Origin of the sequence: Marinifilum fragile JCM 15579 (assembly GCF_001310955.1) — a bacterium.
Lineage (GTDB): Bacteria > Bacteroidota > Bacteroidia > Bacteroidales > Marinifilaceae > Marinifilum > Marinifilum fragile.
In genome coordinates this window covers 63,771-85,605 of record NZ_BAZX01000014.1, presented here as the reverse complement: position 1 = coordinate 85,605, position 21,835 = coordinate 63,771, and the positions used below count along the sequence as shown (strand labels likewise).

The window sequence follows — 21,835 nt, the reverse complement described above, 5'->3', positions numbered from 1 at the left end:
AAAAATATATGTCCCCAATTCGTTCCTTGGACCAAATGGTCGACCATCTTCGCGAAAGCGGTAAGAAAAAGAAAATTGCTGTTGCATACGCACAGGATCCAAATACAATTGGCGCAATTGCAAAAGCATAAATGAAGGCTTTGTTGAAGCTGTAATGATTGGTGATGAAAAGGAAATTCGTACAAAGGCTGAAGCGGAAGGAATCAATCCGGAAATCTTTACCATTGTTCACATTCCTAACGATGTTGAAGCAACAACAGAGGCTGTACGTATGGCTCGAGAAGATGAGGCGGATGTTGTAATGAAAGGTTTGGTAGGAACAGATAAATTCCTTAAAGCAGTTTTAAACAAAGAAAAGGGCTTGTTGCTCCAAAAGCCGTAATGAGCTACGTTTGTGCTCTTGATTTACCAAAGTATGATAAGCTTCTATTTGTATCTGATACTGCAGTTTTGCCTTATCCTGATTTGAATCAGAAGGTTGCCATGGTGAACTATTCGGTAAAGATGGCGAAGAGATTCGGAATTGAGAAGCCAAAAGTTGCTTTGATTTCAGCTACTGAAAAGCCAAATCCTGCTTTCCAGGGATCAGTGGATGATTCAATTATCTGTAAAATGGCCGATCGTGGTCAGATTAAAGATTGTATTGTTGATGGACCATTGGATGTATTCCTTGCATGTGATCCTGCATCGGTTGAAATTAAAGGAATTCCAACGCCAATTAATGGAGAAGCAGATTGTTTGATTTTCCCTTCTTTGGAAGCATGTAATTCATTCTACAAAGGATTGATGTTGTTTGGAGGAGGAGAACTCGGAGGATTGATTCAAGGAACAAGCAAACCTGTTGTAGTAATGTCGAGAAGCGAGAGCGAAAAATCGAAATTCTACTGTATCGCTTTATCTGTTTTAATGGCAGACTAAAACAATTGAGAATTATCAGTTTCCAATATAGGAAGAGATGCGTTTTATAATGTGTCTCTTTTTTAATTTAACCACAAAGGAAAGACTAAGGATTTCACTAAGTTGCACAAAAGGTTAAGGTTTAGTAGCTTGGCATCCGACAATGAGCTGGGACCCATAGGTGTAAATGGCGTAAAACAAAATTCCATGAGTAAAGAACGAACGAATATTATTTTGTTTGGTCATTGAATCGTAATGGGTAGTGAAGTGTTGGGGCTTATACTTTTTGATTCTTTTGTGGTAATGAAAAAAGAATAGCCTGTCCAGCTTGAGGACAGATATTAGAATCTTATTTTTGTACTATGAACAACCAAACACCATACTGCTTAATGCCCTGGATCCACTATCACGTGGGAAATGAAGGGAAAGTAAAGGCCTGTTGTGTGGCCAATATTCCTTACGGGGATTGCAATACACAAAACTTTAATGAAATTTGGAATGGAGAAGCAATTATTGCAGTTCGTGAGAAATTCATGAAAGGAGAATCGGATAACAGATGTGGTGTTTGTCAACGCTTAGAAGCAGCAGGAGGGAAGAGCATCCGACAGGAAACTCATGAGAAGTACGGAGAACTGTTTGAAAGGAATCATTCTCAATTTCCCATTTACTTCGACATTCGTTTTTCCAATGCTTGCAATTTTGCTTGCCGCACTTGCTGGCATGGAGCCAGCTCAGCATGGTTTCCAGAAGCCAAACAATTAAAGCGTAATCTGGGAGAAATGGCTTTGCTACAAAATATTGCGGATTTCGATAACTTTATTGCTGAAACCGGAGAAGCCTTGCTGCAAGCCAAAGAAATCTATTTTGCAGGAGGTGAGCCTTTGGTTACCAAAGAGCATTATCAATTGCTCGACTGGTTGGTAGAGAACAAGGCCACACAAATGAAGTTGCGTTACAATACCAACTTTTCGGTGTTAAAGTTTGGTGATCATGATGTGCTTGAATACTGGAAGCACTTTCCCGAAGTAGAAATTCTTGCTAGCATAGATGCACATGGAAAATTAGGTGAATACATTCGTAAGGGATTTAATTGGCAGCAGTTTCAGCAAAACAGAGAGGCAATTCGATCGTTGAAACACATTCGTTTTGTAATTGCTCCAACCGTTTCAGTTCTATCCATTAAGAATTTACCAGAATTGTACCGTACATGTATAATGGAGCAAATCATTGAACCCGATGCACTCTACATCAATATGCTAGACAGACCAATGTACTACAATACCAAAGTAATGCCAGAGGAATTAAAGCAAGCCGTTGTTACAGAATATCACAAGTTTTATGACTGGGCAGAAAAAAAACAAATTCCACAATCGGTAATCAGCCAACTAAAAGAGTGTGAAGTATATATGCTAAGTGAAGACCTATCGAAACATTGGCCACAGTTTTTAAAAGAAACCAAATTGATGGATGAGATGAGGGGAGAAAGTTTCCTGCAATTTCAAATTGCGAATGAATAATTACAACCCCAGTGTGAGAGTTTTAGTAATTGTTCCACTAGGGTTGAATTAAAATATACGCTTTTGTGGATCAAAACTGTAGACACACGAAGTCTAAAACTAAAGAATGATATAGTGCTCTTTAGTTATCATCAATTTCTGGATTGGAATAAACCACTATTGATCCGACTAGATGATCATGAATGACTTTTCGCTTTTCGTTACCTGCTACTGTAAGTAAGGATATCCAACCAAGCGCTGTTTTTACAATAAATCTAATTAAAGCGAAAGGGAATAGAATATTCTTATCGTTGTTCTTTTCATTTTTAACCCGAATGCCAAGCATAAAGTGCCCAATTGTTCCCCCAAATAGGCTTGTGAAAATTGGATCGTATAATCCAAAGATGAAGACAAATGCAATTAATCTTGCATTATCAGGTACATTCTCGAATTTGGAGAACAAATAGCTTGCAGTAAACATGAATATAATAATAACAATGGAATCGCAGATTACAGCTTTAATTCTATCTGGTATTCCTGGATAGTGTTTTTCTGTCATTGTCTAAAATTAATGAATGGATTTAATGACTTTATTTTTCTTTATATATCTTCAAACTTTCCTCTGCTACCTTTTTCCATAGAGCTTGATTATCAGGATCTGCCCAGGCTTTTTTAACTGCCTTGACATATTCAGGATGATTACGATACTTAAACTCCAGCAGCTTTTCTTTTGGTGTAAGCATAAAAATAAAAGCAAACATGGCAACTATTGCAATTCGATTGATAACATTGGAATAAATAGCAGGATTCTTATCCCGAACTTTAATGAAGTAAATTAATGCACTTATTAATAATCCTCCTGATCCAATTTGAAGAAGGAATGAAGCATTTGGCCAGCCTTGTAATTTGAAAAGAATACCAACAAGAGTTGCTGATATGATCATTCCTATCATTACATTTACTGATTTTCGCCGATTACTATAGCCTGCATAACTTTCTTTTATGAATACCTTTTGAAGAGGAACTCCACAGAATATAGCGGAACCTAAATACATGTAAAGAACTGATAAACATGATAAGCTTATTACTGATAAAGTACTACCAAGGGGTACTAGGTTCAGGTTGAGTATTATAGATGCGAAAGCAATTATGCCTATTATTCTTTCTGTTCTTTTCATATTTAATAATCAGTTAGTCTTATTTTCTAAGCTTCATTATGAAGCTTAGAAAATAAATGGGGTACTTTTAATTTGCTTTATGCTTCTTACATATCGTGAAAGAATTACTTAGCTAGCAATACTTTTTGATGTAACACTATAGTAGACCATTTGGATGCACCATAAATAAGCTTTGGTAAGATCTTTTTTAGAAAGATTTGGACCATTTGAGAATTCAACAATAATGAACGACTTAGAATCAACAGCTTTTCCATCTTTTTTCGCAGGTATCCATGTGTAATTAAGTTCCTTAATAGTTTTGATCACTTTTTCATCATAGGCTTTGTCAATTGATTGTTCAACTTTAATATCTTTTAAAACCCCATCTTTACTAATTACAAAGGAGTAGGTAAATACTGCTGGAGTACCATTTTTGATTACTTTTTTTGGTACTGTAAAAGATTTCGCCAAATCATATTGAGCTTGATCTTTGAATCCAATCGGGATTTGAGGATTATCCACTTTATCTAGAATATATTTGTCTTCTTTTTTGATATAGGTAGAATCATATATGATTCTAGATCTATTGCTTAGCAATTCATTTTTGCTAAAATCATATACCATATAAGGTGATTTCCCCTTTCCATAATATTTCCAAATTCCTACTTTCTTGTCATCTTTATAATTGCCGATAACCAAGGTGTCTTTTGTATTGTTCTTAATTATGTAATAAAAACCATCTTTTATTTTATTTTTTTTCTCAATTTGATATACTTCTTTGTGAATGAGATTTAATTTATTCTTTACCGTTCTGTACTTTTTTTGTCCAAAACTAACGAATGAGAACATAAGTAAAATGTAGAGTAGTGTAAATTTCATGTGTTTTAAATTTTTAATGATTATATATTAATATTTTGCGATTGTAGATTATTAATTCTTGAAAAGGGTGCTACACAAGCTTACTCCATCAACTTCAACCTTTCCTCTCTGCGGAATATGATCTTGGCAGAAGGAGTAAGGCCAATTTCCAATTCGATTTCCTCCAGATTCATGCTGTCAATCTTTACTTCCCCTTTTATTTCTACAGCTTTAAACAGGCCCATTAGTATAAAGTTTAGAAACTTGTTCTTTTTGGTTTTAGTTAGAATGGCTTCCTTCTCTTCGTTGCTAATTGGATGCACTTGCTTAAATCGTGCAAACAAACGGGGTAGAAGAGCAATGTCAACGTCCAAACGAACCAAAACAAAACCTGCTTTCTCAATATCAGGCAGAGCATCATTTAACTTTTGTATGCCAATCTTAAGTTTATCCTTGCCCGAACTTTTAATATTGCTCCAAAGTTCAGAGCCTTTCTTTTTAGCATCGTCTAATAAGTCGTCCAGTCCGTTTGCCATCGTGTAACTATTTTAATGTTTTGATTTAAATGTATATCGGTGATAGAATTGTGCTGTCGTCTTATAAATTGATCAATATTACAATAAAGGTTAGGACTCCAATGATTGTAGTAAATACACCAGTTCTCCTTGATTTGGTCCAGCCAGAAAGAGCTATTAAAACAGAAAGAGCAATGATTCCCAATATAAATGCTATAAAACCAATGATCTTTGGAAGTGCAAGATCTGCATTCTCAACTTTGAAAGGGAAGCCATTGGTTGTCATCAATAGAATTTTAGTCATGGCAAACAAGGTGATTAAAAAGCAGGCTGCAGCAACGGTCGTAACTTTTAAAATATGATTTGATATTCTTTTTTCGGTATTACTAACCAAGATATTCGCCATTACTGCAATCGAAAAGCCGCTCAATAATGAACTAATTACAATTAACTGATTGGCAATTTTGTTTAAATACTCTGGTTCTAGTTCTAACATCTATTTTTGGGTTTATTTTGTATAAGTCTGGATACACTAATAGGAACAGCTCTTTCTATTTCATAATATCATTCACCTTTTTGATATTTCTTTTTAGCCTAAAAACATCAAAATTAATTCTGATTAAAAGATACAAGCTAATGCCAAATACAGCTACCGGAAATTTATTCCAGATTGGATTTAAGTCGAATACTTGAAAAAAGGCGGCTAGCATGATTACGATCAAAGGAATTCCTGTAACATATAGATATTTCGTACGATCGTTCAGTTTAGAGATCATGAATTCTAAATCCATGTTTACTTTTTCATCAAAACTGATGTTCGAATCTTTAATTTCCTTCGCATGCTTTTTTAGCAAAACTTCCAGGTAAGCAAAAGGAGCCTTAAATGCAAACAACATGGTAAACTGAACCAGCAATGCTGCATTATCCCACTTTTTCGATACAAAATCATACTCCAGATAGGTAAACAAACTTGCATATATAACCAAACAAAGCAATACCATTACAAATCCATAATCAAGAAAAGCATACTGCCTAAGCTTTTTATCCTTTTTCTCCTGGTTTTTGCCTTTCCATTGGTATGCAGGCCTGAAGCTTCGAGAATTTTTATTCGTTTCTCTATTGATTGTGTCATCTTCAATCTTTTCTTTACTAATAATGCGAATCAAGAATTGATGATTTCAGAAGCACATGCCAGGCACCTCAACGATGCCAGACATGTTTAGATCTATTTAAAGTTTTAGCTTAACTTTCTGTCTCAACAGCAGCCTCAGGATTGAAATAACCTTCCAATTCACCCAGAGTATCATTTGAGGTTAGTAGGTCCTTAACCACTTGACCTTTTTCCAAAATTACGATGCGCTCACTTACTTCGGCAATATGATTCAAGTCGTGACTGGAGATGAGCATGGTCAAGTTCTTTTTCTGGTGCAGATCCTTCAACAACATCTTCAGACGTATCTGAGAAGAGGGATCCAGGTTGGCAAAAGGTTCATCCAGAATTAAAACCTCAGGTTGACTAATGATCGCACCAAAAATGCCAATCTTCTTTTGATTTCCTTTCGAGAAATCGCGAACATACTTGTTCTTATTCAGAATTTCATCACCAAAGAAATCAGCAAAATCATTGTAAAATGCTTGTAATTCTTCTTTGGTAACACCATTTATATCAGCAATAAACTTAAAGTACTCTTCAGGTTTTAAGAAGTCAATTAAAAAGCCTTCATCCAGAAATGAACCTGTATAGTTTTTCCATTGACTGTCAGCGTGTACAGCAATATTTTTACTCAATACCTGTCCTTTGTCTGCCTTAATCAAATCGAGTATCAGTCTAAATAATGTGGTTTTTCCAGCTCCATTATTCCCAACCAAACCAAACGATTCGCCTTGTTGAATCTGCAATTGTTCTATGTCTAAAACCTTAACGGCATTATATGCTTTGCTTAAATTTTCTATATGTATCATGATATTAATTTCTTTTTTAATTACTTATTTCTAAATCCTTCCGACATTTGGTATCGCTTCTCAATAAAACGTTGAGTAATGATATCCAGCAATTTTTCGCGGAACAATAAACCCAATACGCCTAGTATGCCGATAACAGCAAAACCCAAATTGGCTTGATTGAACAAACCAAAAGGCAGATAGATGAATATTGGAATCACCAACAGTGGAATCATTAAAACAAAATGTCTTCCGCCAACACCTTGATAATTAAATGCTGAACCTTTCGAAAGATCCATGTGTTGGTTGTTGTTTGTTGCAAAGTAGAGAAGCAGCAGCTATTAATGCCAATATTAAACAAGAAGCACATGCTGTTTATAATCAGGATATCGATACCATAATAAACATAGAATGTTGATAAAAGGAAAATCACCGTACTGGTCGACATCATTAAATAGTATTTGGCTTTGATGTAATCCTTATAAGTATTATTGGCGGTCAGCATCAAATCAAAATGTCCCGATTCCCAGGCAAAGAAGTACAAACCAAAGCTCATCATAAAACCACCTGATATGAATATGCCTATAAAAATCAAAAAGCCATTCATTTCATGATAATCAGGTTTGGTATAAAAAAACAATCCATACAGCAGGAACAAAGGCGCCATAAATAGCATGGTTCTGGTTCGCTTATTTCTTACGCACATTTTGAGTTCCAGTAGGGCAAAGGTTCCAATTTTTCCGAAACGATCCAGATAATTCAGATTCTCCAAACTGCTTCTCTGGTTGGTATCGCCCTTTCCAAAATCTTCCAACGAAAAATGATTATATAACAATTGGAAATTCAGGTAATAAGCCACAACAAAAAGCAGCAGTCCAAGCAGTAAGAACAATGGCTGTTCAATTACTTGTATAAACACAAGTGACGAAAAGGCCTGCAGATCAATAATGCCAAACTGATCTAGGAAAAGCAATGCACCAACACTGGCCAGAAACAGGTAAAAGACATATTCATGCTTTATCTGCACTCTTTTGATGTAAATAGACAGGTAATTAACAAACAAATCTCCAACCATTACGCTGCCAACAATCACCCAAAAGCTATAAGTATCCATCTGCTTGTGTAAACCAAGGGTAATAGCCAAAACAAAACTAATCGGCAGGATGTTAAGACTGTTAAACAAAGGTTTGGTCAACATGAAGTTCACCAATTTGCTTTTTTTTATGGGTAAGACCAAGTAAGGCTTTACCATAAGGGTGGGTAGTTTCTGTAACATGTAGCGGAACAGAAGAATAGCCAAAAAGAAATACAATCCATAGCGCAATAAATCGGCTATAGGATTCGCAGAGCTTTTGGCAAGTGTTGAACCCACGTAAAAGCCTCCTCCAAGTAATTCAAGGAATAAAATAAAAAAGACAAAGCCCATAAAGACTTTGATGCCAATACTCTTGGAGACCGCCGCCGATCGGGTGGCCGCCTTCCATTGATGGCTTAGTAATGTGAATTTTTGCATACCTGTTTTATAAAATGTTCTTGTTTTGATTCATGTTAAATTCTTTTTCTTGCAATAGCTATATGAATAAGCTTCACTCAAAAATTTTCTCTTCTTCTTTTCTAGACTCCACCTCTTTATGCACTAACTTCACCAAATCGATGCCTTTAAAGTCTGATGAGCATGCATTTTTAAAAGACAATTTTAATCCAGCGTGTTTTGCGGCAACTAATCCATTAATAACATTTGCAGTATTGCCTCCAGCTAAGGCATGAGCTTCCAATTCAGTTCTGTTTATTGGAATACCACCTTTGGTTGCTGTAATCAAGCCCATTACAATATCCTGAACAGGAGATTTTCTCAGTCGCATAAATATTAATTCCATTAATGAAAGCTTTACCCCTGATAGAAGTGCAGAAAACCAGAGTGCAACTGGGACTAAATAGAAAAATACTGGTATTCCGATTAATACCGATACGATTAATAGAATAATTGTGCTTATGTCGTTCATAGTTTAGTTTGATTAGTTGTGGTGCTTTTATTTATCTGTATTCGAAGATATCGAGTTTTAAGCTTTTGCTAACCGTGTGTTTAAATCATTCAAATATTTCCTCCTTATACTCACTCAAAAGAATGATTAACTCTCGAATATTTTCTATCGAATTAATTCGATCCTTAAATCCCTCTACCTCTTCATTATCCAGGAAGTAAATTTGAGAAGCTTTTTGAATTCCCAATTGTTTTAAACTGTTCAAGTCAATGGATTCATTTATTGCAGTAAAATTCAAGCGAATCTCTTTTGTTCTACTGAAAAACGAACCAGATATCAATTCATAACCTGATATCTTAAATCCTTTCCCTTCTGAATCGTAATGAATTGTATTCAAGAAGTGTTTATTAAAGTCTTTAATCCTAATATTGATTACTGAAGAAGAGAGTACAGGAAAACAATCATCTCCTAAAAATCCTTCTTCTGTAATATCAATGATCGGAAAGTTTGGTTTTTTCATACTTTTGGGTTTATGCTTCATTTATTTTACCAAGCATATTGTCATTAACGATTGGCTATATAAAGCGTATGGAGATTTAACGAACTAAATCTTCCAAAACAATGCAGGTCAAATTTTTACTTATTTTTTCATTTCTAAAGGCAAATCAAAAGTATGGTGATGTTCAAATACTTGATTAAACTTTCCATGAATCATGAACGCGATAAGCTTTATACTAGTGCTTTACCTTCTGGTTTTTACTTTAAGAAAGCATTTAATTCTGTTATCTTTCTTGCTATTTCAGCACATTTAGTTTCGTCAATAACTTTTAATGTATTTTGAACTTTACCTTCAGTGACTTCACCATTTTTATCATATGATGGCTCTTCTCGTGTTAGGTCATTATAAATAGAATTCCAATATTCTTTTAACTCATCAGGGAAATCCTTTTCTGTCAATGTGTGAAATATTAAGAATGCACCCCAAAGCCGTGATTTAATGTCTCCTGTGCTATTTGCCATAGTTTCAACAGCTGCCGCGAATTTTTCTTTAGCATACGAATGTCTCATTTCAATATTCTTAATTTTGTGATGTTATATTTCCTTTCTTATTTAGTTGATTGAGGAAGTGCAGATGTTTCTTTGTTGAATGCTTATTGATGATAAATTGAGAATATCTACCAAGTAAGATTAGTTTATTTAAATCTTTCCGTTCTTTATCTGTAGCTCTTGTATCCAAAATATCAATATCTCTTGGTATTTCGTATTCTTGGAACTTCTCTTTGGAGCCTTTAAATTCAGAATTAATTTTTGTTATTAATTCATATTCATGATATGTTGCATAAGGGTTTAAAATATATTCCCATCCTTCAAATTCTGCAATAACCTCAAAAAGTTTTTCATTCTTATATTGTCTGATAACTTTAATTCCACCTTTTGTATGTGAATTTCCCAAAATTAACCCTCCTTTTGTTCCATCTATTATTTGCCTTGCTTCAATTAATGGTTCTAAGTCTGAAAGGGTATATAAAATTTTATTATTTCTTATTTCAGGCATCTTCATTTTCTTTATAAATAGCAGATAGCTTGTATATAAATACAACCAGTTACGTTAAATCTTTTTATAAAAAGAATTATCTTATTCATTTACATCTCCAATATTGGTTTGTAAACTCATAAAGCCAATTATAAGCCTACCAAATCTACTGTTTTTATTACACAATAACATTTATATGATACTAAAATGTAATATGCTTATGTAATTTAATTCCATACTAAATAATTATGATATTGCTAATTCCTTTGTAAGCCTTGTATATTCATGGACTCAGCGATATTTTGAGTGTAAATAGAAACTTAGAAGAGGAAAGATGGATTAGCCTGAACAACAATAAGATTATGAAATTGGGAAGGAGAGAAGCTCATTTAATGCCATGTCCAATAAATACTACAATTACCACTGCCTTTTTTTGTTCCTTTTTGAGCAAAACTACTAACCTGTAGAACAAAAGCTTTTAGTGAAAGTTTTTTATGTAAGTATTTATTCATAAATTAAATGTGTTTTAGTGAACCACTTTGTGCTAACTGAGAATATTGAGTCAGAACAATTAGAAACGAGAGATTTTGAGGGGGAGAGAGTTTATTCATCTTTTAAAGAATCGACCATGTCAGACCAACAAACTTTATTCGAATATCAGGTAGAAAACATTGTACTACCCGAAATCACAGACGAACAATTGTATGAACTCCTTAGCACCATTGCTTAATTGGCTTACATTCTCATATTGTAAGCTAAACCTATAAACCAAGGCATTTAAAGCTCTCTCGCAGCTATTAACAGTGCAGATCTGCAAAACAATACATCGGTTTTACCCAATGACATAGCTGTTTTATTGAAAGACATTGATGATTTATCAAACTACATAACTGATTTATAGAACGATATTTAAGATTTGGTCAGTGACATTAAAGATTTATAGAATGACATGCAGGTTATGATGAAAGACATTGCAGTTTTAAAGAAAGACACGGTAGATGGTTGGAACGACACAAGAGATTAGAAATGAAACACAGAAAACCATAAGACTATATTTAATGACTGGTTCATCAAATCAAATGCTACAACTACTTACTTAAAGAATCAATAAAACAAACACTTATGCACAAAAGAATTAGAGCCAAAATCGAAAGCTACATGTCAATCGAAAACATTTTAAACGAAAACCTGGACGTTTTTGAAACAGATCCTTCTGCCAAAACACAAATTAAAAGCTTTTTAGAGGATTGCAAAAAGCTAGAGAACATGTTCGTAAAACTGAATCAGCCTACAGAGTGGATTACCGCTGAAAACAACAAGTTGTTTAAGCTGCTTGTAAAGAATGCTCAAGTATTAGAGATCGCCATCAACCGTTTGGCAGCAGATACCAATGATTTGGAACTGCTAATCAATCTGAACAGACATCTTCGAAACATCAAACGTGGAATACATCTCCGAAGAATCAATTCAGGTTTCGCCCTGCACGATTTGTGTAAAAAATACCAAAGTCAATTGGCTACTTACGGCACAAGTGAAGAACTTTTGCAGGCTATCGCCAAATCCTCCTGAATATAGAAGGCAATATTCTGAAAAGAATACAAATAAAGGATCAGAACGATAAAGGCAGAAAGGAGTTCAACGAATTGGTTGCTAGTATCAATCAATTTCTAAAGCACAAACTCGATTGGACCATCAATTCCTACCAGGAATCCCAAGCCGAATTGTACTTCAAGTATTATTCAGCCCGAAAACTAAAAAAATACCATACACGACATTACAGTGTGCGTGGATTCATTGTCGACAAAGACACTGGTCAGCCCATTTCATATGGCATTGTTCGTGTTTTGGAAAACGATATGCAAACCAAAATTACCAAAAACGGCAACTTCAACTTCATGAACTTCCCCGAAGGTCAGTTCACACTCGAAGTGGAAAACCATGCCTACCACAGCTGCCAGCAAATCATAAGACGATACAGCAACGAACACCTAAACCTCAAAATCGAAATGCAGGCACTGCCTGTTGCTCATCCTGGGTGATAAAATTGGCTCAGTATGATTTATAGTAGGTAATTCTTTAAAATTATTATTACTGATCTTTAATTTGTTTCTGTGCTCAAAGTGGGCATTGAAAGGTCAAACTGATTAGATGTAGAAAAATTTCTAGTAAGACGGGGAAGCTGAGAACTTGTTCGAAGATCACCCCGCCGCACTTAAATTTTTCAAATATAAGTAGTTTGACCTTACTCGCCCTAGATTCTTTGTTTACTTTCTCATCAATGGAGAAAGTAAAAGCCCATCCGGCTTGAGGGTATAAAAACAGTCTGTTTGGCTTAAAGACAAACAACATGATCGAAATAATCTAAAATAAAACCCACCAGGAATCACTCCTGGCAGGCTTCTATTCAGATAAGTTAAATCCTACTTAAAACCATAAGTAACACCATCAATGGTCGCACGTTGAATGGTATCACTTACTCCCCATGCATTCGAAAAGCTGTTGATTTCCCCTATACCAGCAGCAAATACGATGGTATGCTCTTCATCAACAATTAGCAATGCATTGTAGAAGAGTCTTTTGCAGTTTTCCAATTCGGTATCATCAAACTCGAAAGTAATTTCAGGAAGAACTGTCACTGTCCATTCATCATCTCTACCATTCGAGTTGTTAATGTATGTCCAGCTTTCGTCAGCGCTTAAATTAAAATCAGCAAATAAATACTCTCCCGATTGATCACTGTTTAGTTGATATACCTTATTGTCTCCTGTGGTTCTAAAGTAGGTGTTGTAGGTATAATATAAAGTATCAGCACGATAAATTTCATGCGTAATCACCCTGTATTCTTTTTTATTAATTATTTCCGATCCGCAAACCTTTCGGATATGATCTTTGTACTCCCAGGTATCTCCAATGTGTAAAGGAAAATAATCTGTCGATTCAATTACAGGGATACTGGCATCATCATCACATGCAGTGAACAATGCAATGAGTGCCAATACGAATGGAACAAGTCTTTTGGCTTTCATTGAGCATCTGTTTTTGAATGGTTTCGATAAAACTTATATAAGTTAGATGCAGAAAATCCAATTGGTTGCGTGATGGGCTATATAAATTCCCTTACTATAGTCATCATGTATTTACTGATAACTGTTCATTGTTCAATGTAAACTGTTTCACCGCTTCATAAACCTCCTCAGCATTTCTGGTGTTCATCAAATCATTACGCAGGGAAGATGCACCACGGAATTCATTGGTATAGATTTTAAAGAAACGACGCAGAATGGCAAAGTTTTTAGAATTCCCCCAAGTTTTATCAAACAAACGTGTGTGTTCCAACATGAGATCAAGCTTTTCTTCCATTTCAATCTCTTCCTTTTCGGGATGAAAGAACCATGGATTCTTGAAAATTCCTCTTCCTATCATTACACCATCAACACCATAGGTCTCACACTTGTCCAATCCTTCCTGGTAGGATTCCACATCTCCATTGCCAATCAATTTGATGTGTGGAGCCAATTCATTGCGCAATTGCACCGCTTTTGCGATTTCGTTCCAATCGGCCATTCCTTCCGACATTTGTTTCTGAATTCTACCATGAATGGTCAGCGCATCAATAGGCGTTTGCAACAAATGTGAAACCCACGATTCGGTAACCACTTCCTTAAAACCGATTCTGGTTTTTACGCTCAATGGCAAATTGGTGGCTTCTTTCGTCGCCAGAATAATCTCTTGGGCCAAATCGGGTTGAGCAATTAAAGCAGAGCAACAACCATTTTTCACTACATTCTTCACTGGGCAACCCATATTGATGTCTATGCCATCAAAATCGGTCTCGTTCGCAATGTATTGTGCAGTCTTATAATACTTTTCAGGATCCTTTCCCCAGATCTGGGCAATCAGCTTTACATTCTTTTCTTTCAGCAGTTTCTTTTCCGATTCATTAATTTGTAGGCGATGCTTCACCTTCTCATGTCCAATGGGGTGACACATGCCTTCAACCGAGGTAAACTCTGAAAAAAGAAGGTTCACCTTGCCACTTGCTGCGCTTTGTAAAACAACCTCCCGAAAGGATGTATCGGTAACATCTTCCATGGGAGCAAGAGAAAAGTTTGGTGTTTGTATGTTGTGCCAGAAATTCATTCTATTCAGTTATCAGTTGATTTTATACTCTTCTCCTTATTAGGGGAAGTGCCGCAGGCGAAGGGGTGCTTATTATACTTTATCCTTATTACTTTGTACTTCTTTTTAGCTTTGGCCTAATCCTCTGTCTATAAATTTGGCTCTTGCTATACTTATCGTGGAATTTAGATCGCAATTTTACCCTTTCTTCCTCTGGCAATTCAATAATTTCTTTGCACTCATCTGTACAACATCCATTGTAATGCTCACGACATTCATCACACTGAATAAACAAAAGGTGACAATCGTCGTTGGCACAATTGGTATGCGTATCACATGCCTTTCCACATTGGTGACATTTGGCTATCACCTCATTATTGATGCTTTCGCCCAATCGCTCGTCGAAAACAAAGTTCTTTCCCCTGAATTTTGATTCCAATCCAAGCTGTTTAATTTCTTGTGCATAGGCAATTATTCCACCGTGCAATTGGTTCACATCTTCAAATCCATGATGCTTTAAATATGCGCTGGCTTTTTCGCAACGCACACCACCAGTACAATACAATAAGAACTTCTTGTCTTTATCCTTAGCAAAGTCACGAACTACCATGTCAATCTCTTCACGAAAAGTATCCACATCAGGACAAATGGCATTCTCGAAATGTCCCACTTCACTTTCATAGTGATTTCTCATATCGATAACAATGTTGTCCGGATTGCTTAGCTCCTCATGAAACTCAATAGGAGATAGATGTGTACCTACATTGGTGGTGTCGAATGTATTGTCATCCAAACCATCGGCAACAATTTTTGGTCGCACTTTAATGGTAAGTTTGTAAAATGATTTACCATCATCTTCAACAGCCCATTTAATTGGCATATCTACCAATTCTTTTCGGCTGTTCATATCAGTAAAGAAGGCATCCAAGTTATGCTCAGGTACACTCATTTGTGCATTAATTCCTTCCTTGGCAATATAGATTCTTCCTTTGCAGTTCAAAAGGAACCACTTCTTGAATAATTCGTCGCGGTAAGCTTTCGGATCCTCAAAATTCACATATCGGTAAAACGAAATGGTTTTGCGCGCAAAATCTTCGGCTTCCATTTCCTTCACAAGTTCTTCTTTGCTCAGTTTATTATACAGTTGCATAATTTAAAATATTCAATCTCCAAATTCTCAATTGTTATATGCTAGCATTTACAAATGTTTGGTGCTTATTTTTTGGAATTTGAAACTTTCGTTATCGCTATTTAGAATAAATAAATATTGCAAAAATAGTTCATTTGGATAAATCACAAAGCAATTGGTAATAAAAAAGGAGTTTTAACTCTTTATTTTAAGGAAAATGTTTAGGTTTACTTATGAAATTCTTAACTTTTATATAAGAAAGTACCAATTATCAATCTACAAAATCAAATGAACAAACAGTTTTTAATTGTCGGACAAGGTATTGCAGGCTCATTATTGGCTTATAACATGTACAAGGCCGGTTTAAGCTTTAAAATCGTATCGAGCCTTGAGCTTCGCAAAGCTTCGGATGTTGCTGCAGGTTTATTCAATCCGCTTGTGTTTAAACGACTAACCAAGAGCTGGATGGTTGATGACTGTTTGCCCATAATGTTTGAAACCTACCGTGAATTGGAAGATCTGTTGGGACACAAGTTTCTGTACGAGAAGGATATTTTAAAGCCATTATCAGAGCATGAAAGCTTGATGTGGAAGGAGAGAAGAACTCAAGATAACTTTAGTGATTTTATTTCTGATATTGAAATTAATAATGTTGGCAAAGGCATCAAAGGGATGCATGCTTATGGGAAAGTAACCCAATCGGGCCATGTTGATTTGCCAAAAATGTTGAAAAAACTACGCAAGTTCTTTAAAAGCGAAGGACTAATTGTTGATTCGTATTTTGATTACAAGGATTTGGGCTTCATCGACAATCAAATCTCCTGGCATGGATTAATGGCCGAAACCATCGTCTTTTGTGAAGGGTATCGTGCAACTGAGAATCCATATTTTAGTAGTTTGGATTTTAGACCAACCAAGGGAGAGTTACTGGAAATTCATTGTGATGAATTGCAGGAGGACTATATCTTGAATAAGAAGTTGTTTGTGATGCCCGTTGGAAATCATCGTTTCAAGGTAGGAGCCACCTACGATTGGACTCAATTGGATGAAGAAACAACGGAAGAAGCAAAAATAGATATCCTATCCAGATTGGACGATTTAATTGATCTGCCTTATAAAGTGATTAATCAGTGGGCAGGAATCCGCCCAACAGTTTCTGATCGTCGTCCTATTTTGGGAATTCACCCATTGCATGAACATATTGCCATTTTTAATGGTTTAGGTACAAAAGGGGTAATGTTAGCACCTTATTTTGCTAGAGAAATGACACGTTTTCTTTCTGTAAGCGACTATCCTTTAGCACCTGAAATTGATATTCGAAGGTTTTTGAAGTAATTGACTTATATTGCTTTGGCTAAAGAAATAGAAATAGGTGTTTAATGCAAGAAGCATAAGAAAGTAGTATCCCATAAAGTGTGATTGAAAAGTTTGACTTTCAGCCTAAAGGTATTTCCAATTTTTCTTAAGCTCATTTATTGCCTCCGAAGAAATCAGAATAACTTTAGTTACACACTTTATGGGATACAACTAAGATGCACTTGCAGATCTTTTTTTACTCTTCTGTGTCCTCTTGCTCGGTTAGCTTTTTCGCTTTCTTAATTTTTTCTTCCAAAGTTTTTACACTTTTTTCTGCTTTTTCAATTTTTGCTTTCTTTTCATTGAACTCTTCCTCAGAGATTTCCCCTTTATCTTTTGAGGCCTTTAATTTTTCTTTCGACTTTTTAATTTTATCCTTTGCCTCTTTTATTTTTTCATCCTTACTTTTAATTGTTTTTCTTAAAGCCTTCGATCGTTCTTCACGAATCATTTTAGCCTGTCTTGCTCTTTCTTGACCAAACTCTTTTCCTTTCAATTCACCTTTGTTTTCGCCATAAGCATGACCCTTTTTCTCCATTTCTTTATTTGAAGAATCTTGTTTCTTTAGAGCTTTCTCTTTTAGTCCTTTATGCTTCTCTTTTACATTTTTTTCAAGGCTATCTTTTTTTGCTTTGTGAATTTTCTCAGTTTTATTTTTTCCTTTATTTTTTTCTTTTCCTTTCTGAGCTAGAAGTTCTGAGTTTGCAGTCAGAATAAAGCAAAAGGACAATAGAATAATAATGTATTTTTTCATACAATTAGATTTTAAATTTCTTCTAATAATTTATCAACTTCTTCTGAAGCCTTTTCGATATCTTCTTTTGTGTTTTCAAGTTCAATGGCTACAGAATCTACTTCCACTTTTTCTTGTTTAGGAGGAGGAGGTGGTGTTTGTTTGTCTTTTTGTTTTGAATCGCCACATGATTGAAGGACAATAAATGCGAAACCTAGCAGCATAATGATTTTCTTCATAATTATTTTGTTTTGATTAGGATTCTTTAAAATAAGAATTATTTATAAATAATCATCTGATTAAAATAAGAATAAAAACTTTCATGAGGCAAGGAGAATCACCAACGAAAGTTTTTACGTTATAGTGATTTATGAATTACCTAATCACTCTTAACTTCTTCATGTCAATTTGATAAAATTTAACTGAAAGTTATCATCTTTTTTGTGTTGTTGACTTATGCATTTGCGCTGAAGATTGAAAAAGAATTCCGATGTATAGAACTAAATGGATCATCAAGTCAATTTTACTTATTTATTTAAATAAGATGCAAGTATAATCACATAATGGGGTAATTGACTTCGAGAATGCAATGAACAAAATTATAATGTTAATAGAATATGCGGAAACTTTTGGTACATAGTCAAATATAAGTTTGAACGTAATCCAAGTCTAGACTAAATGCATAACTATTCAATTATTATTGGTTATGTATTACATTATTAGTTTGTAATTGTTGCTATAGATAAAAGCCATTTTTATCAGGATAATCTGATTGTTAGTCAATGAAATTTGTATGACAACTTCTAAACAAAATTATTTTTTTAATTTCGCAGGCCTTGAGCTAATTAAGGGTGATAACTATAAAATTATAAGACCTACAATTTAATTTATTTATGAAAAAACATCTACTCTTTTTGTTTCTTATTTTAATATCGTTGATAAACTTTTCATGTAAAACAAGTAAAAATTTAGTTTACTTAAACAATACTCAGGATGATGAATTACTTGTTGATATGCCTGAGAGTACTGACGAATACAAAATAAAGGTTAATGACAATTTATTTGTAGATATAAAATCGCTAAGCCCTGAGGTAAATGCAATTTTTAATCCAGCACAAGGAGTAGGAACTCAAGGAGGAACTCAACAAAATTACGGGCAGATTTCAGGTCAATACCTAAATGGTTTTTTAGTTGATTTAAGAGGAAATATCAATTTGCCTATTATTGGATTTGTAAATGTATTGGATAAAACTCTTGAAGAAGCCAGAGTAGAAATACAAAGCAAAGCTGATGAATATATTAAAGAAGCAACGGTAAAGGTAAAACTTTTAAGTTTTAAGATTACGGTGATGGGAGAGGTAAAGAATCCTGGTGTGTACTACAACTATTCCAATAGCTTAACGGTTCTTGAAGGGATAAGTATGGCGAATGGAGTAACTGATTATGCACGAATAAAAAAAGTGCTTGTTTTAAGACCAACTCCCAAGGGAAGCAAGACCCATAGGCTTGATTTAACAGATAAAAGTTTTCTTAATTCGAAAGCCTTCTTTCTACAGCCTAATGATGTAGTGTATGTGGAACCTGACAAATACAAAAATGTGAAGTTGAATTCTCCTATGTATTCACTGTTCTTGTCAACAATTTCTACCTTAATATTGGTGTTCAATATACTTTAATCTCTCTATTTTTTAATCTTATTATAATTGATGATGCAATCAAATAGTGTTCAGGATATATCTGTAAATGAAGATGAAATTGATTTAAAAGAACTTTTTTTCAGACTTCTTTCTAAGTGGCATTGGTTTGTTATTTTTGGATTTCTGGGTATTGTGTTAGGCTTCCTATTTAGTAGGGTTTCTCAACCAGTTTATGATGCTAAATCTGTAATCCTTGTGGATGAGAATAAAAAAGGAATGGGGGTTGAAAACTTGTTTGAGGGAATGGAATTAGGAAATGGTCCTAACATGCAGAATCATGTAGGTATTTTGAATTCTTATACTTTAAATCTGCAGGCACTTAATAATCTTAATTGGAGAACTACTTTCTACAAGAAAAACTTCATGAAAAAAACTGACTTGTACAAAACGAGTCCGTTTAAGATTACTGAAAATGGAGGAGAAAACCTAACAGGGGTTGAATTGTTGATCACACCATTGGACGGAAATCGTTATTCTATTCAGGTTGATGATAAGTTTGTAGACGGAAATGTTGAATATGATGTGACATTTGAGGCAACAGGAGAGTTCGGTGTTCCATTCAAAAATCAATATTTTGATTTCACCTTAGAAAAAACGGCAGATCTTCATGCTGAAGAATACTCCTTCTATTTTAACAATCTCGAAGTATTAGCACTTGATTATGTAGAGAAAGTAGGTGTTAATCTGGTAGATAAGAATTCGGAATTAATTCAATTGGGTTTACAGGGAAGTAATTCTCAAAGAATTGTGGATTATTTGAATGAGCTTAGTGATGTATATCTTCAGTTTGGTTTAAAGAAAAAGAATCAGATATCTTTAAATACGGTGATGTTTATCGATAATCAACTTGATGGAATAGTAGATTCGCTTAAAACAGCGGGTCAAGAGTTCTCAGATTTTAGATCAAAAAACAAATCGATTGATTTGAGTCATGAAGCTGAACTGGTATTGGATAAGGTTGCAGAAATCGAAAAAGAACAATCTGAAATTGATTTTAGAATTGATTACTTTCGAAATCTTTTGAATTATATGGGGAATGCAAAGCAAATGGAAAAAGTTGCTGCTCCATCTTTCGTAGGAATTGCTGATGCTGGATTGAATACTCAAGTAGTGAAACTAGCAGAACTTTACGGGGAACAAACCAAACTTTCATTTGTTGCAAAAGATAAGAATCCAACTTTGATCATTTTGAATAAGGAAATAAACAATGTGATCAAGTCTTTGGAAGAAAATGTTAGAAACCTGTTGACTCACGCAGAAACAGAAGCCAGGACTTTAAAGAAAAGGAAAGATAATATTACCATTAGATTAGCCGGACTTCCTGAAACGGAACAGGAAATGATTAATATCAAGAGAAGGTTTGATCTGAATAATGAAATTTACACTTTTTTATTAAAGAAGAGAGCTGAAGCTTCAATTCAAACTGCATCAAACATATCAGATGTTCAGATTATTGATCCCGCAAGAGTTCGTACGGTAAAGAAAATAGGACCCAAAACAGTGCTACTAATGGTAATTGGTGGGTTTTTAGGAGGTCTGTTGCCATTGATTATTATTCTGTTGAAAGACTTTTTTAATGACTCTGTTAAATCTAAAGAGGATTTGGAGAAGGGGACAACTTTGCCTATAATGGGTGAGATTGCACGTAACAATTACAAACAAGAAATGGCAATTGTTAGCCATCCAAGATCTGGTCTTGCAGAATCATATAGAGGACTTAGAACCAATTTACAATATAAGTTCAAAGGTGATTTGAAGAAGGTTATTGGAGTTCACTCTATGATTCCTGGAGAAGGAAAAACTTTTACTGCCTCTAATTTAGCTACTATCATTGCAATGGATAATAAAAAGGTTCTCCTTGTTGCTTGTGATTTAAGAAAACCACGATTGCATGATGTATTTGGTGTTCCTAATGGAGCGGGTTTATCAACCTATTTAATTGGACAAAGTTCATTCAAGGAGATTCTTAATCAGACTCAATTGGAATGTCTTCAATTTGTAAATTCAGGAGCAATTCCACCGAACCCTGCAGAGCTGCTTGGAGGAAAAGAATTTGAAGAATTTTTAACGGAAGCCAAAAAACAATACGACTATATTGTATTAGATAATGCTCCGGTTACATTGGTAACGGATGGTGTATTGACAAGCAAATTTGCAGACTCTAATTTGTTTGTGCTGAGACAAGGATACAGTAAACAGAATCAGATAAAATTCATAAACCAACTGTCGAAAAAAGGTGATATGAATGAAGTTGGTATAGTTTTAAATGATACAGTTCATAAAGGATATGGTAACTCCTATGGCAGTTATGGATATGGAAATGGCTATTATGATGAAGACCATTCCCCAAGATCCTTTAAAGAGAAATTATTGGGAACTTTCTCCCGAAATTAAAATCTACTTATAACCAAAGTTTAGAAA

26 protein-coding genes and 1 pseudogene are annotated in these 21,835 nt (G+C 34.7%); 10 read left to right on the top strand and 17 right to left on the bottom strand.

Annotated elements, in window-relative coordinates; translation table 11 throughout:
* Positions 1-8: 8 nt before the first annotated feature.
* The 4 genes from JCM15579_RS21990 (at position 9) to JCM15579_RS11825 (ending at position 2,414) form a co-directional block, all read left to right on the top strand.
* The gene (locus JCM15579_RS21990) at positions 9-131 is read left to right on the top strand and encodes a hypothetical protein (protein ID WP_262493518.1); all 123 of its coding nucleotides are present in this window, start codon (positions 9-11) and stop codon (positions 129-131) included.
* 23 nt (positions 132-154) lie between these two features.
* On the top strand, positions 155-382 hold the full coding sequence (locus tag JCM15579_RS20830; RefSeq protein ID WP_218186151.1) for a phosphate acetyl/acyltransferase: 228 nt from the start codon (positions 155-157) through the stop codon (positions 380-382).
* A complete protein-coding gene (locus JCM15579_RS20825) occupies positions 382-918 on the top strand; it encodes a phosphate acyltransferase (protein ID WP_218186150.1) in 537 nt (178 codons plus the stop codon). Before JCM15579_RS20830 ends, JCM15579_RS20825 begins: the two co-directional genes overlap by 1 nt.
* A gap of 341 nt (positions 919-1,259) precedes the next feature.
* Positions 1,260-2,414, top strand: a complete 1,155-nt coding sequence (locus JCM15579_RS11825) for a twitch domain-containing radical SAM protein (protein WP_083464657.1) — start codon at positions 1,260-1,262, stop codon at positions 2,412-2,414.
* Positions 2,415-2,535: 121 nt separating this feature from the next.
* Here JCM15579_RS11825 and JCM15579_RS11820 read toward each other — a convergent pair whose 3' ends face one another.
* The 12 genes and pseudogenes from JCM15579_RS11820 to JCM15579_RS11760 all read right to left on the bottom strand — a co-directional run bounded on the left by JCM15579_RS11820 (position 2,536) and on the right by JCM15579_RS11760 (position 10,401).
* Positions 2,536-2,952, bottom strand: a complete 417-nt coding sequence (locus JCM15579_RS11820) for an RDD family protein (RefSeq protein ID WP_054720347.1) — start codon at positions 2,950-2,952, stop codon at positions 2,536-2,538.
* A 31-nt stretch (positions 2,953-2,983) separates the two neighbouring features.
* Positions 2,984-3,571, bottom strand: a complete 588-nt coding sequence (locus JCM15579_RS11815) for a hypothetical protein (protein WP_157471449.1) — start codon at positions 3,569-3,571, stop codon at positions 2,984-2,986.
* 108 nt (positions 3,572-3,679) lie between these two features.
* The gene (locus JCM15579_RS11810; RefSeq protein ID WP_083464656.1) at positions 3,680-4,429 is read right to left on the bottom strand and encodes an energy transducer TonB; all 750 of its coding nucleotides are present in this window, start codon (positions 4,427-4,429) and stop codon (positions 3,680-3,682) included.
* A gap of 80 nt (positions 4,430-4,509) precedes the next feature.
* The gene (locus JCM15579_RS11805; RefSeq protein ID WP_054720340.1) at positions 4,510-4,944 is read right to left on the bottom strand and encodes a hypothetical protein; all 435 of its coding nucleotides are present in this window, start codon (positions 4,942-4,944) and stop codon (positions 4,510-4,512) included.
* A gap of 61 nt (positions 4,945-5,005) precedes the next feature.
* A complete protein-coding gene (locus JCM15579_RS11800; protein WP_054720339.1) occupies positions 5,006-5,419 on the bottom strand; it encodes a hypothetical protein in 414 nt (137 codons plus the stop codon).
* Positions 5,420-5,474: 55 nt separating this feature from the next.
* On the bottom strand, positions 5,475-6,089 hold the full coding sequence (locus JCM15579_RS11795; RefSeq protein ID WP_054720337.1) for a hypothetical protein: 615 nt from the start codon (positions 6,087-6,089) through the stop codon (positions 5,475-5,477).
* A gap of 76 nt (positions 6,090-6,165) precedes the next feature.
* Positions 6,166-6,885: an ABC transporter ATP-binding protein gene (locus tag JCM15579_RS11790; RefSeq protein WP_054720335.1), complete on the bottom strand. Its 720-nt coding sequence runs from the start codon at positions 6,883-6,885 to the stop codon at positions 6,166-6,168.
* A gap of 20 nt (positions 6,886-6,905) precedes the next feature.
* Positions 6,906-8,290 (bottom strand): annotated as a pseudogene (locus JCM15579_RS11780) (DUF5687 family protein).
* A gap of 160 nt (positions 8,291-8,450) precedes the next feature.
* Positions 8,451-8,867 (bottom strand): flotillin-like FloA family protein, encoded by a 417-nt coding sequence (locus tag JCM15579_RS11775; protein ID WP_054720329.1) that lies wholly within the window; start codon positions 8,865-8,867, stop codon positions 8,451-8,453.
* An 85-nt stretch (positions 8,868-8,952) separates the two neighbouring features.
* Entirely contained in the window at positions 8,953-9,366 is a 414-nt protein-coding gene (locus tag JCM15579_RS11770) for a hypothetical protein (RefSeq protein WP_054720327.1), read from the bottom strand.
* A gap of 236 nt (positions 9,367-9,602) precedes the next feature.
* Positions 9,603-9,914, bottom strand: coding sequence for a hypothetical protein (locus JCM15579_RS11765; protein ID WP_054720325.1), 312 nt, complete (start codon positions 9,912-9,914; stop codon positions 9,603-9,605).
* A gap of 10 nt (positions 9,915-9,924) precedes the next feature.
* Complete coding sequence (locus JCM15579_RS11760) at positions 9,925-10,401, bottom strand: hypothetical protein (protein WP_054720323.1); 477 nt, start codon at positions 10,399-10,401, stop codon at positions 9,925-9,927.
* 508 nt (positions 10,402-10,909) lie between these two features.
* On the opposite strand from JCM15579_RS11760, the gene JCM15579_RS11755 reads away from it, so the two are divergent.
* The 3 genes from JCM15579_RS11755 (at position 10,910) to JCM15579_RS20250 (ending at position 12,419) form a co-directional block, all read left to right on the top strand.
* The gene (locus JCM15579_RS11755; protein ID WP_054720321.1) at positions 10,910-11,110 is read left to right on the top strand and encodes a hypothetical protein; all 201 of its coding nucleotides are present in this window, start codon (positions 10,910-10,912) and stop codon (positions 11,108-11,110) included.
* A gap of 392 nt (positions 11,111-11,502) precedes the next feature.
* Entirely contained in the window at positions 11,503-11,949 is a 447-nt protein-coding gene (locus tag JCM15579_RS11750) for a hypothetical protein (protein ID WP_054720318.1), read from the top strand.
* Between the two features lie 74 nt (positions 11,950-12,023).
* On the top strand, positions 12,024-12,419 hold the full coding sequence (locus JCM15579_RS20250) for a carboxypeptidase-like regulatory domain-containing protein (protein ID WP_172677423.1): 396 nt from the start codon (positions 12,024-12,026) through the stop codon (positions 12,417-12,419).
* Between the two features lie 381 nt (positions 12,420-12,800).
* Here the strand turns inward: JCM15579_RS20250 and JCM15579_RS11735 are convergent, their stop codons facing one another.
* From JCM15579_RS11735 to trhO, 3 genes are all read right to left on the bottom strand, one after another.
* Positions 12,801-13,406, bottom strand: coding sequence for a hypothetical protein (locus JCM15579_RS11735; protein WP_054720312.1), 606 nt, complete (start codon positions 13,404-13,406; stop codon positions 12,801-12,803).
* A gap of 103 nt (positions 13,407-13,509) precedes the next feature.
* The gene (locus JCM15579_RS11730) at positions 13,510-14,520 is read right to left on the bottom strand and encodes a tRNA dihydrouridine synthase (RefSeq protein ID WP_054720310.1); all 1,011 of its coding nucleotides are present in this window, start codon (positions 14,518-14,520) and stop codon (positions 13,510-13,512) included.
* 88 nt (positions 14,521-14,608) lie between these two features.
* On the bottom strand, positions 14,609-15,649 hold the full coding sequence (gene trhO, locus JCM15579_RS11725) for an oxygen-dependent tRNA uridine(34) hydroxylase TrhO (protein WP_054720308.1): 1,041 nt from the start codon (positions 15,647-15,649) through the stop codon (positions 14,609-14,611).
* Positions 15,650-15,916: 267 nt separating this feature from the next.
* Between trhO and JCM15579_RS11720 the strand changes: the two genes are divergently transcribed.
* A complete protein-coding gene (locus tag JCM15579_RS11720; protein WP_054720307.1) occupies positions 15,917-16,963 on the top strand; it encodes an NAD(P)/FAD-dependent oxidoreductase in 1,047 nt (348 codons plus the stop codon).
* A 217-nt stretch (positions 16,964-17,180) separates the two neighbouring features.
* Here the strand turns inward: JCM15579_RS11720 and JCM15579_RS11715 are convergent, their stop codons facing one another.
* Entirely contained in the window at positions 17,181-17,738 is a 558-nt protein-coding gene (locus JCM15579_RS11715) for an SHOCT domain-containing protein (RefSeq protein WP_054720305.1), read from the bottom strand.
* Between the two features lie 11 nt (positions 17,739-17,749).
* The gene (locus JCM15579_RS11710; RefSeq protein WP_054720303.1) at positions 17,750-17,956 is read right to left on the bottom strand and encodes a hypothetical protein; all 207 of its coding nucleotides are present in this window, start codon (positions 17,954-17,956) and stop codon (positions 17,750-17,752) included.
* A gap of 774 nt (positions 17,957-18,730) precedes the next feature.
* On the opposite strand from JCM15579_RS11710, the gene JCM15579_RS11705 reads away from it, so the two are divergent.
* Both JCM15579_RS11705 and JCM15579_RS11700 read left to right on the top strand, forming a co-directional pair.
* A complete protein-coding gene (locus tag JCM15579_RS11705) occupies positions 18,731-19,393 on the top strand; it encodes a polysaccharide biosynthesis/export family protein (RefSeq protein ID WP_172677422.1) in 663 nt (220 codons plus the stop codon).
* Positions 19,394-19,423: 30 nt separating this feature from the next.
* Positions 19,424-21,808, top strand: coding sequence for a GumC family protein (locus tag JCM15579_RS11700; RefSeq protein ID WP_054720300.1), 2,385 nt, complete (start codon positions 19,424-19,426; stop codon positions 21,806-21,808).
* The last annotated feature ends 27 nt before the right edge of the window (positions 21,809-21,835 follow it).